This window comes from Blastococcus sp. SYSU DS0533 (assembly GCF_054050775.1).
The window spans coordinates 248,618-262,662 of the sequence record NZ_JBJGZZ010000003.1 but is presented as its reverse complement, the minus strand read 5'-3'; the positions used below and the strand labels follow the sequence as shown (position 1 = coordinate 262,662).

Annotated in this window: 13 protein-coding genes; 8 read left to right on the top strand and 5 right to left on the bottom strand. The window is 72.9% G+C overall.

All coding sequences use genetic code 11. From position 1 onward, the window contains the following. Positions 1-165: 165 nt before the first annotated feature. On the top strand, positions 166-678 hold the full coding sequence (msrA, locus tag ACI79W_RS06145; RefSeq protein WP_456561184.1) for a peptide-methionine (S)-S-oxide reductase MsrA: 513 nt from the start codon (positions 166-168) through the stop codon (positions 676-678). Between the two features lie 193 nt (positions 679-871). Next, positions 872-2,326 carry an MFS transporter gene (locus ACI79W_RS06140; protein WP_456561183.1) on the top strand — a complete coding sequence of 485 codons (1,455 nt, stop codon included), beginning with the start codon at positions 872-874 and terminating at the stop codon, positions 2,324-2,326. 133 nt (positions 2,327-2,459) lie between these two features. Here ACI79W_RS06140 and ACI79W_RS06135 read toward each other — a convergent pair whose 3' ends face one another. The 5 genes from ACI79W_RS06135 to dnaK form a co-directional block, all read right to left on the bottom strand. Next, the gene (locus ACI79W_RS06135; protein WP_456561182.1) at positions 2,460-3,536 is read right to left on the bottom strand and encodes an SDR family oxidoreductase; all 1,077 of its coding nucleotides are present in this window, start codon (positions 3,534-3,536) and stop codon (positions 2,460-2,462) included. Positions 3,537-3,788: 252 nt separating this feature from the next. Then, positions 3,789-4,262 carry a Dps family protein gene (locus ACI79W_RS06130; RefSeq protein ID WP_456561181.1) on the bottom strand — a complete coding sequence of 158 codons (474 nt, stop codon included), beginning with the start codon at positions 4,260-4,262 and terminating at the stop codon, positions 3,789-3,791. A gap of 86 nt (positions 4,263-4,348) precedes the next feature. Next, entirely contained in the window at positions 4,349-6,832 is a 2,484-nt protein-coding gene (locus tag ACI79W_RS06125) for an ATP-dependent Clp protease ATP-binding subunit (RefSeq protein WP_456561180.1), read from the bottom strand. Between the two features lie 57 nt (positions 6,833-6,889). Next, a complete protein-coding gene (locus ACI79W_RS06120; protein WP_456561179.1) occupies positions 6,890-7,807 on the bottom strand; it encodes a DnaJ C-terminal domain-containing protein in 918 nt (305 codons plus the stop codon). A 37-nt stretch (positions 7,808-7,844) separates the two neighbouring features. After that, a complete protein-coding gene (gene dnaK / locus ACI79W_RS06115) occupies positions 7,845-9,656 on the bottom strand; it encodes a molecular chaperone DnaK (RefSeq protein WP_456561178.1) in 1,812 nt (603 codons plus the stop codon). Positions 9,657-9,856: 200 nt separating this feature from the next. Between dnaK and ACI79W_RS06110 the strand changes: the two genes are divergently transcribed. From ACI79W_RS06110 to ACI79W_RS06085, 6 genes are all read left to right on the top strand, one after another. Then, entirely contained in the window at positions 9,857-10,603 is a 747-nt protein-coding gene (locus ACI79W_RS06110) for a peroxiredoxin (protein ID WP_456561177.1), read from the top strand. Positions 10,604-10,637: 34 nt separating this feature from the next. Beyond that, positions 10,638-10,946 (top strand): glutaredoxin family protein, encoded by a 309-nt coding sequence (locus tag ACI79W_RS06105; RefSeq protein ID WP_456561176.1) that lies wholly within the window; start codon positions 10,638-10,640, stop codon positions 10,944-10,946. Then, positions 10,916-11,377, top strand: coding sequence for a thioredoxin (trxA, locus tag ACI79W_RS06100; protein WP_456561175.1), 462 nt, complete (start codon positions 10,916-10,918; stop codon positions 11,375-11,377). Before ACI79W_RS06105 ends, trxA begins: the two co-directional genes overlap by 31 nt. Positions 11,378-11,386: 9 nt before the next feature. After that, on the top strand, positions 11,387-12,361 hold the full coding sequence (locus ACI79W_RS06095; protein ID WP_456561174.1) for a M48 family metalloprotease: 975 nt from the start codon (positions 11,387-11,389) through the stop codon (positions 12,359-12,361). An 84-nt stretch (positions 12,362-12,445) separates the two neighbouring features. Next, positions 12,446-12,889: an Hsp20/alpha crystallin family protein gene (locus ACI79W_RS06090; RefSeq protein WP_456561173.1), complete on the top strand. Its 444-nt coding sequence runs from the start codon at positions 12,446-12,448 to the stop codon at positions 12,887-12,889. Between the two features lie 175 nt (positions 12,890-13,064). After that, positions 13,065-14,036 carry a quinone oxidoreductase family protein gene (locus ACI79W_RS06085; RefSeq protein ID WP_456561172.1) on the top strand — a complete coding sequence of 324 codons (972 nt, stop codon included), beginning with the start codon at positions 13,065-13,067 and terminating at the stop codon, positions 14,034-14,036. Positions 14,037-14,045: the final 9 nt, after the last annotated feature.

Sequence of the window (14,045 nt, the reverse complement as noted above, 5' to 3'; positions counted from 1 at the left end):
CACCCGCCCCGGGTGAGGTGCAGCCGGGCCACGGCACGGCCCGGGGCGACGGCGAGGAGGTCCACCCCGGCCGGGCGCACCGGACACCGACGTCCGCAGCGCCGGGCGAAACACCGGAGCTGGTCGCGGTGTTGCCCTGTCGTCACGAAGACAGAGGGAGGCACATTGACCACCGAGACCGCGATCCTCGCCGGCGGCTGCTTCTGGGGCGCGCAGGAGCTGCTGCGCAAGCGTCCCGGGGTGATCTCGACCCGGGTCGGATACTCCGGGGGCGACACCCCGAACGCCACGTACCGGAACCACGGTGACCACGCGGAGGCGGTCGAGATCGTCTTCGACCCCGACGTGATCTCGTTCCGGGCGCTGCTGGAGTTCTTCTTCCAGATCCACGACCCGTCGACGAAGGACCGGCAGGGCAACGACGTGGGCCGGAGCTACCGTTCGGCGATCTTCTACACCGGCGACGAGCAGCAGCGCGTGGCCCTGGACACGATCGCCGACGTCGACGCCTCGGGCATCTGGCCGGGGAAGGTCGTCACCGAGGTCGAGCCGGCGGGTGAGTTCTGGGAGGCCGAGGAGGAGCACCAGGACTACCTGCAGAAGATCCCGTACGGCTACACGTGCCACTACGTGCGGCCCGACTGGGTGCTGCCCCGCCGCGAGGCGCAGAGCGCCTGACCACCCGGCCGCCGGCCCCCCTCCCCGCGGGGCCGGCGGCCGCGCAGCGCTCAGGCGGTCACGCTGTCGGACGCCGCCCGGTGGCCGAGCACGTCGGCCGTCGCAGCAGAGCCGGCGAAGACGCCGACCCGCGGGCGACGGCGGCCGACAGCCCAATCGCTTGGCCTCTGCAACGATCTGGCAGCGTAGCCGCGTGAACACCACGCCCGCCTCCCGCGCCCTCGTGCCGGTGCTGATCTTCGTGGGCACGGTCGTCGCCGTCATCAGCAGCCTCGGTGCGCCACTCATCCCGGCGATCGCCGCCGCGATGGCCACGACGTTGCCGGACGCCCAATGGGCGCTCACGGTCACCCTCCTGGTCGGCGCCGTCGCCACCCCGGTGATCGGCCGGCTCGGCGACGGCCCGCGCCGACGCGCGATGGTTCTCGCCGTTCTCACCGTGGTCACGCTCGGAGGCGTCCTGGCTGCTCTTCCCCTGGGCCTCGGGTGGCTGATCGCGGGCCGGGGCCTCCAGGGCTTCGGGCTCGGGCTGACTCCCCTCGCGATCGCCGCTGCCCGGGAGGCGCTCGAGGGCGATCGATCGCGTTCCACGATCGCCGCGCTGTCGGTCACCGTGGTCGCCGGTGTGGGTCTCGGCTACCCGCTCGCGGGGCTCGTCGCCGAACTCGGCGGCGTGCACGCCGCCTTCTGGGCCGGGGCCGCCGTGAGCTGCGCCGCCCTGGTGGCCTCGGCAGCGGTGCTGCCCACCTCCCGGATCACCTCCTCCCGGCCGCTCGACGTCCTGGGAGCCGTCCTCCTCGGCGCCGGGCTGGCCGGTGCACTGCTGGCCCTCGGGGAGGCCGGGGCGTGGGGCTGGACCTCCCCGGTCCTGTGGGTCCTGATCGCCGGGTCCGCCCTGGTCCTGGTGTGCTGGGCGCTCTGGGAGCTCCGGACACCCTCCCCGCTGGTCGACCTGCGCCTGGCCCGGGGACGTATCGCCGCTACGGCGCATTCGGCGGCCCTCCTCGTCGGGACGTCGAACTACCTCCTGCTCGCGTCGGTCCCGGTCCTCGCGCAGGCTCCACGGTCCGGCGGGTCGGGACTCGGCGCTTCGATCACGGTCGCAGGGCTGGCGTTGCTGCCCTTCTCGGCGGCCAGCGTGCTCGCTGGACGACTCGCCCGGCTGCTGGCAGACCGCGTGGGCCTCCACCTCGTGCTCCCTGTGGCGGCCGTCGTCCAGGGCGCCGCCTTCCTCCTGTTCTGGTTCGCTCGCACGGACCTGTGGCAGGTCTTCCTCGTGATGGCGGTGGCCGGGCTGGGCGTGGGGGCCGCCTTCGCGACCTTCCCGGTACTGGTCGTCTCCGCCGTGCCGTCCTCGGAGACCGGCAGTGCCATGAGCCTGAACCAGGTCCTGCGCTACGTCGGTTTCGCCGTCGGCAGCGCCCTGGCCGCCACCGTCCTCGCGTCCGCCACGCCCGAGGCCGCCGGCGCGCCCAGCAGCACGGGGTACACCACGATCGCTGCGCTCGGGCTGGCGGTCTGCCTGCTGACCGCAGTCGTCGCGTGGCTGCTGCCTCCCCGCTCGATCGGGCAGCCGTCGCACGCGGCGGATCGACGCACCGAGCCCGCGAACGGAGACGCCGGGCGCTCAGAGCCTCCGGGCCGCTGACCCGACGTCACCTCGGTCCTCGTGCTCTCCGCACCGGGCCGTCGGGGTCTGGTCGTGGACCGCAGCCCCGCAGGCCTCGCCCTCCCCTCCGGGTGCGCATGACGCCGATCTGCCGGTGGACGTCCGGCCGAGGTCACCGCAACGGGGGGATGACCCCGTCCGCGGCCAGGCGGTCGAACAGCTCCAGGAAACGGTCCTCGGTGTCGAGGCAGTCGGCGAAGCCGGCCTGGCGCAGCTTGATCGTCGAGCTGACGTTGTCGAAACCGGACGTGAAGATGAATGCGCCGAACTCCCAACCCACCAGGTCCTCGTAGGGCGTCTCCACGAGGCCGTGTCGGGCGACCAGCCGCTCCCACACGTCCCGCCGGTCGGCCATCGCCTCGGCCAGCGGGACCGGCTGCGGCTCGGCGTGCTCCATCCCGAAGTGCCGGGCGAAGGCCGGGAAGAGGTGCCTCCAGCGGATCTGGTCGCCGTTGGTGACGTTGTAGATCTCGCCGTCCGCGCGCGGCTCGCTCCCGGCCCACACCGTGGCACGGGCCAGCAGTTCGGCGTCCGTGACCTGGTAGAGGGCGTCGTACGCGGCCAGGCTCCCGGGAAACCGCAGCGGCTGGCCGAGCTCCTTGGCGATGGCGGCGTAGACGGCGATGACCATGAGCAGGTTCATCGGGTTGCCGACCGCGTAACCGATGACGCCTTCGGGGCGGAAGATCGTGAGCCGGAAGCCGCGCTCGGCGGCGACCTCGCGGAGCAGGTCCTCCTGGTCGTAGTAGAAGTTCGGCTGGATGATCCTCGGGTCGCTCTCCTTGGCCGGGGTGTTGAAGAACCCCATGTGCGCCCCGTACGCCTTGCCGCCCTGGTACAGCGTGACGTGCTCCAGGGGCGCGCCCGCCCCCGCCAATCCGTCCAGGGTGTTGCGCAGCAGCGCGACGTTGGCCTCGGACGCCTCCCGCGCCGAGGGCCGTTCGGTGTAGGCGGCGAAGACGAGGTGCGTCACGTCCCCGAGCGCCCCGAGGCCGGCACGTGCGGCGTCCGGATCGCCGAGGTCGACCGGGAGGTGGTCCCACGTGGGAGTCCTCGGCCGGCGGCGGCTCACCCCCTGCACGCGCCAACCCGGTCGCTGGGCGTACTCCGCGGCCGCGTGCGCACCGATGACGCCTCCCGCTCCCGTGACCAGAACGCTGCCGTTGTCGTCCGCCGTCGCCTCGCTCATCACTGCAGTCCGTTCCCTCGGTCGTCGCGCCACGACCCGGGTCCGGTCCGCGGCAGATCCTTGCCCTCATCAATGCCACGCCGTCCCGCCGCTAACCGGAGCGGACCGGGACGGTGACCAGGGCCCGGGAACACTCCCCGCTCCGTCCGTCCCCGGTCAGGCCCCCGCCCCACGTGCATGCGAGCCGTGCGGACCCCCCCCCCCCCGCTTCGGAGGGGCCGGCGAGCGGCCGGCCCCTCCTCGTCCAGCGCCTCAGCGCGACCGGCCCTCCGCCTGCCACATCCAGAGGTGCTTCTCCAGGGCCCCGGTCGCCTCGATCACCAGGTCCTGCGACACGGGATCGTGCTGGGTCGCATCGATGCGGTCACGCATCCGTGCGACGACCTCGTCGAGAGCGTGGGTGAGGAAGCCGATCGCCTCACCGACCGGGATCCAGCCCAGCGGCGGTTGCGCGAGGTCGGACTGCTCCTGCAGGGCCGTCGCCCGGCCGTCGGGCAGGACGCCGATCGCGACCGCTCGCTCGGCGAGGGCGTCGGAGTACTGCCGGGTGGTGGCCACGACGTCGTCCAGGTGCAGGTGGACGCTCCGGAAGCCGGGGCCCACCACCGTCCAGTGCACCTGCTTGGCCACCAGCCCGAGGTCGACGAGGTCGACGACGGCACCCTGCAGCGCCTCCCCCACGGTCTTGCTGACGTCCTCGGGCAGCCTGCTCCTGATCTCGGTCATGCGGTTCCTCCTCCGTCGGTCGTGGGGATATGAGGCACGGTCCTGCGGCACCGCCGCACCGCCGCACCGCAGGACCGTGGGATGGGTCACTTCAGGACGACGTCGTCGCCCGCGACGTCGACCCGGACGGTGTCGCCGTCCCGGTAGACGCCCGAGAGCAGTTCCAGTGCGAGCGGGTCGACGATGGCGTGCTGGATCAGCCGCTTCAGCGGCCGTGCGCCGTAGTCCGGGTCGTAGCCGCGGGAGGCCAGCCACCGTCGCGCCTCGTCGCTGACGTCGAGGGTCAGCTTGCGCTCGGCCATCCGGGACTCCAAGTGCCGGAGCTGGATCTCGAGCACCTGCTCGATGTCGTCCTCCGTGAGCGACCGGAACCGGACGATCTCGTCGACCCGGTTGACGAACTCCGGCTTGAAGAAGTCCGCGGGGTCACCGGGCAGGTTCGAGGTCATGATCAGCACGGTGTTGGTGAAGTCGACCGTGCGGCCCTGGCCGTCGGTGAGCCGACCGTCGTCGAGGACCTGCAGCAGGATGTTGAAGACGTCCGGGTGCGCCTTCTCGATCTCGTCCAGCAGGACCACGGCGTACGGACGCCGGCGGACCGTCTCGGTGAGCTGCCCGCCCTCGTCGTAGCCGACGTAGCCCGGCGGCGCGCCGACCAGGCGGGACACGGAGTGCTTCTCCATGTACTCGCTCATGTCGATCCGGACCATCGCCCGCTCGTCGTCGAAGAGGAACCCGGCCAGGCTGCGGGCCAGCTCGGTCTTGCCCACGCCGGTCGGACCGAGGAACAGGAAGCTGCCGATCGGCCGGTTGCGGTCGGCCAGGCCCGAGCGGCTGCGCCGGATGGCGTTGGAGACGGCCCGGACGGCGGCGTGCTGGCCCACGACGCGGGCGTGGAGGACGTCCTCCATCCGCACCAGCTTGGCCACCTCGCCCTGCATCAGCCGGGCGACCGGGATCCCGGTCCACCGGCTGACGACCTCCGCGACGTCCTCCTCGTCGACCTCCTCCTTCAGCATCTGCTGGGTCGCCTGCAGGTCGGCGAGCCGCTCGGTGGCCTGCGCGATCTCGCGCTCCAGCTGGGGGATGCGGCCGTAGCGGATCTCCGCTGCCCGGTTCAGGTCGACCTCCCGCTCGGCCTCGCCCCGGAGGTCCTCCAACTCCTCCTTGAGCTCCCGGATGCGCCCGATCGCCTCCTTCTCGGCCTGCCAGTGCGCCTTCATCCCCGCCGACTGCTCGCGCAGGTCGGACAGCTCCTGGTCCAGCGCCGCGAGCCGGTCGCGACTGACCTCGTCGGTCTCCTTGGCCAGCGCCACCCGCTCGATCTCGAGCTGCCGGATCCGCCGTTCGATGACGTCGATCTCCGTGGGCAGGGAGTCGATCTCGATCCGGAGCCGGCTGGCCGCCTCGTCGATCAGGTCGATCGCCTTGTCGGGCAGGAAACGGCCGGTGACGTACCGGTCCGAGAGCACCGCGGCGGCCACGAGCGCGGCGTCCTGGATGCGGACGCCGTGGTGCACCTCGTAGCGCTCCTTGAGGCCCCGCAGGATGGCGACGGCGTCCTGCACCGAGGGCTCAGCGACGAAGACCTGCTGGAAGCGGCGCTCCAGCGCCGGGTCCTTCTCGATGTGCTTGCGGTACTCGTCCAGCGTCGTGGCGCCGATCATGCGCAGCTGCCCGCGGGCGAGCATCGGCTTGAGCATGTTGCCGGCGTCCATCGAGCCCTCGGCCGAGCCGGCACCGATGACGGTGTGCATCTCGTCGAGGAAGGTGATCACCTGGCCCTCCGCGTCGGCGATCTCCTGCAGCACGGCCTTGAGCCGTTCCTCGAACTCGCCGCGGTACTTGGCGCCGGCGACCATCGAGGCCAGGTCGAGCGCGACCAGCCGCTTGTTCTTCAGGCCCTCCGGGACGTCGCCCTCCACGATCCGGCGGGCGAGCCCCTCGGCGATCGCCGTCTTGCCGACGCCGGGCTCGCCGATCAGGACCGGGTTGTTCTTGGTCCGGCGGGAGAGCACCTGGACGACGCGGCGGATCTCCTCGTCCCGGCCGATCACCGGGTCGAGCTTGCCCTTGCGGGCCTCCTCGGTCAGGTCGCGGCCGTACTTCTCCAGCGCCTGGTACTGCTCCTCGGCGTTCTGGGAGGTCACGCGGTGACTGCCGCGCACCTGCTGCAAGCCGCTCAGCAGCTGATCCCGCGGCACCTGCAGATGATCGGCGACCGCCAGCAGCAGGTGCTCGGTGGAGACGTAGTCGTCGTGCAACTGCTGGCGCACCCGGTCGGCCTCCTCGATCGCAGCACGCAGCTCGCGACCGACCTGCGGCTCGGACCCGTAGGCGTGCGGCAGGCGATCGAGGGCCTCGGTGACGCGATCCCGCAGTCCGGGGACGCCGATCCCGGCTTTCTGCAGCAGCGGCAGGACGACGCCGTCCTCCTGCCCGAGGAGCGCCGCGACCAGGTGATCGGGCGTGACCTCGGGGTGCGATTCCTGCCGTGCCCGCTCGACGGCGGCCTGGACTGCTTCCTGGGTCTTGCGTGTCCAGCGGTTCGGGTCGAATGCGCCGGCCACGGTGGAACACCTCCTCGCTGTCGTTGATCTGTCGGTGGCGGGGTATCGGCCGGTGCCTCACACCCCGAAGTGGGCTCGCGGCGACCCGGGGATCGCCGCCGCCAGTGCCTGCACGGCAGCCCGTTGGCGCTGGTCCAGCTCTCTCGGCACGTCCACCTCGACCTTCACGCGGAGGTCGCCCGTGCCGTCGGGGGCCGGCGCACCTCGGCCGGGAACTCTCAGGGTCGTCCCGCTCCTGGTACCGGGCGGGATGCGGACCGTGACCGGGCGGTCCAGCGTGGGCACCCGGACGTCGGCCCCCAGGGCCGCCTCGGCGAAGGTCACCGGCACGGTGATGACGAGGTCGCGGCCGTCCCGCGCGAAGAACGGGTGCGGTCTGACCCGCACCCGCACGACGAGGTCACCGGCCGGCCCGCCGTTCTCACCCGGCTCTCCGCGTCCGGCCAGCCGCAGAGTCTGCCCGTCGGCGATCCCCGGCGGGATCCGCGCGGTGACGGTCCGCGACCCCAGCCGGAGCCGGCGGGTAGTGCCGCGCACCGCCTCGTCGAACGGCAGCTCCACCGCCGCCTCCAGGTCGGCTTCGCGGCGCGGCAGGCCGGTTCCCCACCCGCCGTCGTCGGCGGACGTGCCGAACAGGTCCTCGACCGTGATCCGCGACCCGCCGGCCCGGGGACCGCGCCGGTTGACCCGCACGGACCGACCGTGCGGCCAGCCCGGCCCGCCCGTCGACCGACCGGCGCGGGCGAGCCGGCGGACCTCGTCGTACTCGCGCCGGCGCACGGGGTCGTTCAGCACCTCGTAGGCCGACGTGACCTCCCGGAACCGCTCACCGGCTCCGGCGTCGGGGTTGGTGTCGGGGTGCAGCTGCCTGGCCAGCCGGCGGTAGGCGCGGGTGATCTCCTTGTCCGACGCGGACTCCCCGACGCCGAGCACCCGGTAGTAGTCCTTGTCCAGCCACTCAGCGGTCAGCGCCATGGCTTCGCACCCCCTCGGGATTGCCGCAGGGCCGGGCTCACGCCCGGCTCTCCTCGTCGACCACCTCCGCGTCGATCACGTCGTCGTCGGCGGCCGCCGTCGCGCCGGTCTCCGCAGCCGCCCGGTGCTGGAGCCGGGCGGCGAAGGCGGTGCCCGCCGTGCTCAGCCGCTCGGTCGCCGCCCGGAGTGCCAGGACGTCGCCTTCCGGCAGGACCCCCTTCACCTCCCTGACCGCCGCCTCGAGCTGGTCGCGCTCGGGCCCGGTCGCATCGCCGTGCTCGGCCAGCAGCTTCTCGCTGCGGTGGAGCAGCATGTCGGCCTCGTTGCGGGCCTCGGCCTGCTCGCGCCGTCGGCGGTCCTCCTCCGCGTGCGCCTCGGCGTCACGGACCATGCGGTCGACCTCCTCCCGGCTCAGCGACGACTGCCCGGTGATGGTGATCGACTGCTCCTTGCCCGTGGCCCGGTCCTGGGCCGACACGTGCACGATGCCGTTGGCGTCGATGTCGAAGGTGACCTCGATCTGCGGCACGCCGCGCGGCGCCGGGGGCAGGTCGGTCAGGTGGAAACGGCCCAGGGTCTTGTTGTCCGCGGCCATCTCGCGCTCACCCTGCAGCACGTGCACCTCCACCGAGGGCTGGTTGTCGGTCGCCGTGCTGAAGACCTCGGAGCGGCGCGTGGGGATGGTCGTGTTCCGCTCGATGATCGTCGTCATCACCCCACCCTGGGTCTCGATGCCGAGCGACAGCGGGGTGACGTCGAGCAGCAGCACGTCCTTGACGTCCCCACGGAGGACGCCGGCCTGGACCGCCGCGCCCACGGCGACGACCTCGTCGGGGTTCACGCCCTGGTGCGGGTCCTTGCCGGTCAGGTCGCGTACGAGGTCCACCACCGCCGGCATACGGGTCGAGCCGCCCACGAGGACGACGTGGTCGATGCGGTCGGGTGTCAGGCCCGCGTCACGGACGGCGCGCTCGAAGGGCCCGCGGCACCGCTCGAGCAGGGCTCGCGTCAACTCCTGGAACGTCGCCCGGGTCAGCGCGACGTCGAGGTGCTTGGGGCCTTCGGCCGTCGCGGTGATGTAGGGCAGCGTGGTCTGGGTCTGCGTGGTCCCCGAGAGGTCGATCTTGGCTCGTTCGGCCGCCTCCTTGAGGCGCTGCATCGCCATCGGGTCCTTCGAGAGATCCACCCCTTCGGCGGCGCGGAAGGTCCCCACGAGCCAGTCGATGACCGCCTGGTCCCAGTCGTCACCACCGAGCCGGGTGTCACCCGCCGTGGACTTCACCTCGAACACGCCGTCGCCGATCTCCAGCACCGAGACGTCGAAGGTGCCGCCACCGAGGTCGAAGACCAGCACCGTCTCGTCCTTGGCGTCCTTGTCCAGCCCGTAGGCCAGCGCCGCGGCGGTCGGCTCGTTGATGATGCGCAGGACCTCGAGGCCCGCGATGGTGCCCGCCTCCTTCGTCGCGGTCCGCTGCGCGTCGTCGAAGTACGCGGGAACCGTGATCACCGCCTGGGTGACCGGCTCGCCGAGATAGGCCTCCGCGTCCCGCTTGAGCTTCTGGAGGACCCGGGCACTGATCTCCTGGGCGGTGTACCGCTTGCCGTCGACGTCGATCGACCAGTCGGTGCCCATGTGCCGCTTGACCGACCGGATGGTGCGAGCGGCGTTCGTCACCGCCTGGCGCTTGGCGACCTCGCCGACCAGGACCTCGCCGGTCCGGCCGAAGGCCACCACGGACGGCGTGGTCCGGCCGCCCTCGCTGTTGGGGATGACGGTGGGGTCACCGCCGTCCAGGACCGCCACCGCCGAGTTCGTGGTGCCCAGGTCGATGCCGACTGCACGTGACATGGTCGCCTGACCTCCCTGCTTCTCCTCCACGTCCGTGTCCGTGCCCGGACCGCGCCTCGGCGGGCCCGGTCCTGCCCGGCACGGGGAAAGACGTTCCCCACGCCACGGAAGTTCCTGTCGGCGATAGAAGTTTTCTGTGGCACCGGATTGAGGTACTGGCAGCTACGCGCACACGTGGACCGACTGGCGAGGAGGTGCGGATGACGACGATCTCCGGGCAGGCGGCGGGCACCAGCCGGCTGACCCGACTGGAACAGCGCTTCGCCGAGCTGGGTGAGCAGCTCGAGGACTCACCGGTGGCCGAGGCGCTCTCGGTGCTGCACGCGATGCTGCAGGAACTGGCGAACCGGCCCGCGACCGACGGCGGCCTCTCGCCGGACGGCGCGACGACGGGTGCCGGCGCCGCACCGGCCGATGTCGCGGACCTGTACCTGACCGCACCGCCGATGAGCGGGGCGGCCGAGTCGACGGGCCTCGCCGTCGGCACCCGGGCGCCGGAGTTCACCCTGCCCGACGCCGAGGGCCGACCAGTGAGCCTGTCGGACTTCCGTGGCCGCCCGGTGGTGCTGGTGTTCTACCCGCTCGACTGGAGCCCCGGGTGCAGCCGGCAGCTCGAGCTGTACCAGCAGGAGCTCGCCGAGTTCGAGCGCCGGGGCGCCGCGCTGCTGGGCATCTCGGTGGACTCGCTCTACAGCCACGGCGCCTGGGCCGCCGTCCGGGGCCTGACCTTCCCGCTGCTGTCCGACTTCCACCCGCGCGGCGAGGTGGCTCGTCGGTACGGCGTCTGGCGCGAGTCCGACGGCTTCAGCGAACGTGCGCTCTACGTGGTCGACGCCGACGGGGTGATCCGCTGGGCGCACGTCTCGCCGCGGGTGGACCACCTGCCCGACATCTACGACCTGTTCGCCGCGCTCGACGAGGTGGCCGACCGCCGCGCGGCGGCCTGACCCGGGGCGCCGGATCGTCCGAAGGGAGGACACCATGACGACCACCTACATGGTCCCGATGCAGCCGGCCGTCCGCGTGCGGCCGGCCGTCGGGACCGCACCGGTCACCGTGTACGGCAACCGGTGGTGCGGGATCACGCAGATGACGCGCCGACTGCTCGACCGCGCCGGAGTGCCCTACCAGTACGTCGACCTCGACCTGCACCCGGAGGCCGAGCGCCGGCTGCGCTGGATGACCGGCGGGGTGCTCCGCAATCCGGTCGTGAACGTCGGCGGTCAGTGGATCGAGCAACCGACCGCGAGGGAGCTGCAATGGGCACTGACCCGGCACGGCCTGCTCTGACGACCTGCCCCGGCTGCGGACGGCGCAACCGGCTGCCCGGCTCCGCCCGCGGGAGGCCGCGCTGCCCGGCCTGCCACGCCGACCTGCCGTGGCTGGTCGACGCAGGGGACGCCGACTTCGACGACGTCGTGAAGAAGAGCCGGATCCCCGTCCTGGTGGACGTCTGGGCGCCCTGGTGCGGCCCCTGCCGGGCCGTCGCCCCGGTCGTGGAGCAGCTGGCGCGGGACCGCGCCGGGCGACTCAAGGTCGCGAAGGTGAACGCCGACACCGCGCCCGGTGCCAGTACGCGCCTGCAGGTGAGCGGCATCCCGACGCTGGTGCTCGTCGCCCACGGCCGGGAGCGGGCGCGCCTGGTGGGCGCCCAGCCCGCGACAACCATCCACCGCTGGCTCGACCAGCACCTGGGCGCCGAGGCCCAGGACGTGCGCTGAGGAGGACAGATGACCACGATGCTGCCGAGCCCCCTGCGCCCGGCCGGGGTGCCGGAGCGTCTGCGCACCCGCCGGCCGGCCGAGTACCGGCTCGTCCCGCCCGCCCGGCGACCCCGGCGGCGCGCCGCTCTCCCACCGGCGCGCGGCTGGAACGGGGCCAGGACGGCGCTCCTGCTGGCCGGCCTCGCCGGGTTGCTGGTGTTCCTCGGCTCCCTGTTCGGCCGGGCCGGCGCCGTCGTCGGCCTGCTCCTCGGCGTCGCCACGGTCGCCGGTTCCTACTGGTTCTGCGACCGCGTGGCGCTGCGGACCGCCGGCGCCGTCCCCGTCGATGCCGTGAGCGCGCCGGTGCTCCACCGGATCGTCGCAGAACTCTCCGCCGAGGCCGGCCTGCCGGTGCCCCGCCTCTACGTGACGCCGGACCGGCAGCCGAACGCCTTCGCGACCGGCCGCGACCCGGCGCACGCCGCGGTCGCGGTGACCCAGGGGCTGCTCGATCTGCTGACCCCCGCGGAACTGCGGGCGGTGCTCGCCCACGAGCTCGCCCACGTCCGGAACCGGGACATCCTGCTCACGTCGGTCGCCGCGGCCCTGGCGACGGGCATCAGCTTCATCGCCCAGCTCGCCGGCTGGTTGCCCTTCGCGGGCAGCGCGGAGGACGACGAGGCCCCCGGCCCGCTGGCCGCCCTCGTCGCCCTCCTGGTCGCGCCGTTCGCCGCGCTGCTGCTCCAGCTGGCCGTGTCGCGCAGCCGGGAGTTCGAGGCCGACCGGACCGGCGCCCAGCTCAGCGGTGACGGCCGCTCGCTGGCAACGGCCCTGGCGAGGATCGACAGGGCGGCGGCCCGCATCCCCATGGCCGTGCCACCCGCCCAGGCGCCGAAGTACGTCGTCAACCCGCTGACCGGCGTTCGCGGGCGGTCGCTGTCGGCACTGTTCACGACGCACCCACCCACGGAGGAACGGATCGCCCGGCTGACCGGGTGGTGACCGGCGCACTCGTCACGAACCCCCAGCGGGCACTGCACGTCCATCTGCATGCAGCGATCGACACGTTCGAGAGGAGGACTCCTGATGACGCTGCCCGTGCTGAACCGGGAGCGAGCTCCGGAACGGTGGGACCCCTTCCGCGAGCTGGACGATCTCTACGACCGCCTCGCCAAGGTGTGGGACGCCGCCCCCCTGGGCGCCCTGGACCGCTGGGTCCCGTCGGCCGACCTCGAGGAGACCGATGACGCCTACGTCGTCGAGCTGGAGCTGCCGGGCCTCGCCCGCGACGACGTCGACGTGCGGCTCGACGACCGGGTGCTCACCGTCTCCGGGGAGATCCGGGAGAGGAAGCGCACCGGCATCCTGCACCGGCGCGCGCGCAAGGTGGGCAAGTTCCGCTACGCGGTGACACTGCCGGCCGAGGTCGACGACGAGCACGCCGAGGCCTCGCTGCGGGACGGCGTCCTGACCGTCCGGGTCGCCAAGCCCGCGCAGAGCCGGCGACGCCGCATCCCGATCAGGCGCTGATCCGCCTGCGGGGAGCCGGCCGACGCCGGACGTCCGGCGTCGGCCGGGCGAGGACCGCTCGACCACGCCGTCCGCGCGGCCGCACCACGGCCGGGCGGGCGGGCGTCCGCCGGCGACGAACGCTCCCGCGGGGCTCCGGCGCGCTGTCGTCGTGGTCGCCCCTAGGTTGAGGCCCATGCGCGCAGTCCAGATCACCCGCTTCGGCGGCCCCGAGGTCCTCGACGTCGTCGACATCCCCGAGCCGGAGGCCGGCCCGGGCCAGAAGCTGTACGACGTCTCAGCCGCCGGCGTCAACTACGCCGACACCCACCAGATCGAGAACAGCTACCTCGCCGAGCAGAAGCTGCCGCTCATCCCCGGTGCGGAGTTCGTCGGCACCCCGGTCGGCGGCGGGCAGCGCGTGGTCGGGCTGCTCGACGGCGGCGGCTACGCCCAGAAGGTGGCGGCCGACGACTTCCTCACCTGGGCGGTGCCCGACGGCGTGAGCGACGAGCAGGCCCTCGCCGTCGTCCTGCAGGGCTCCACCGCCTGGCACCTCCTGCGCACCAGCGCGCACCTGGCCGAGGGCGAGACCGTCGTCGTCATCGCCGGCGCCGGCGGGGTCGGCTCGCTGGCGGTGCAGCTGGCCCGGAGGTGGGGCGCCGGCCGGGTCATCGCCACCGCCTCCTCCCCCGAGAAGCGGGAGCTCGCCGAGGAGCTCGGCGCGCACGCCACCGTCGACCCGGCCCTGGCCGACGACGACCCGAAGGCCTTCACCGGCGCCCTGCGCGAGGCCAACGGCGGCAAGCCGGTCGACATCGTGCTCGAGATGACCGGCGGTAACGTCTTCTCCGGTTCGCTCTCGGCGCTGGCACCGTTCGGCCGGCTGGTCACCTATGGCATGGCCGCGCGCCAGCAGACGCACTCTGTCCCGCCCGGCATGCTCATGCAGAAGAGCCGCGCGGTCATCGGCTTCTGGCTGGCGCACTGCATGGCCCGCCCGCAGATGATGGACGCCGCCATGACCGACCTGCTGGCCATGGTCGACGCCGGTGAGCTGCAGCCCGTCGTCGGCGGCCGCTATCCGTTGTCCGCCGTCGCCGACGCCCACCAGGACCTGCTGGCCCGCCGCACCACCGGCAAGCTCGTTCTCGATCCCAGCAGGTGACCCGCTGGA

Excerpts from the sequence above, each read along its gene's own strand:
- ACI79W_RS06135 (WP_456561182.1), bottom strand. The coding sequence starts at position 3,536 with ATGAGCGAGGCGACGGCGGACGACAACGGCAGCGTTCTGGTCACGGGA.
- ACI79W_RS06130 (WP_456561181.1), bottom strand. The coding sequence starts at position 4,262 with ATGACCGAGATCAGGAGCAGGCTGCCCGAGGACGTCAGCAAGACCGTG.
- ACI79W_RS06120 (WP_456561179.1), bottom strand. The coding sequence starts at position 7,807 with ATGGCGCTGACCGCTGAGTGGCTGGACAAGGACTACTACCGGGTGCTC.
- dnaK (WP_456561178.1), bottom strand. The coding sequence starts at position 9,656 with ATGTCACGTGCAGTCGGCATCGACCTGGGCACCACGAACTCGGCGGTG.
- ACI79W_RS06110 (WP_456561177.1), top strand. The coding sequence starts at position 9,857 with ATGACGACGATCTCCGGGCAGGCGGCGGGCACCAGCCGGCTGACCCGA.
- ACI79W_RS06105 (WP_456561176.1), top strand. The coding sequence starts at position 10,638 with ATGACGACCACCTACATGGTCCCGATGCAGCCGGCCGTCCGCGTGCGG.
- trxA (WP_456561175.1), top strand. The coding sequence starts at position 10,916 with ATGGGCACTGACCCGGCACGGCCTGCTCTGACGACCTGCCCCGGCTGC.
- ACI79W_RS06095 (WP_456561174.1), top strand. The coding sequence starts at position 11,387 with ATGACCACGATGCTGCCGAGCCCCCTGCGCCCGGCCGGGGTGCCGGAG.
- ACI79W_RS06090 (WP_456561173.1), top strand. The coding sequence starts at position 12,446 with ATGACGCTGCCCGTGCTGAACCGGGAGCGAGCTCCGGAACGGTGGGAC.
- ACI79W_RS06085 (WP_456561172.1), top strand. The coding sequence starts at position 13,065 with ATGCGCGCAGTCCAGATCACCCGCTTCGGCGGCCCCGAGGTCCTCGAC.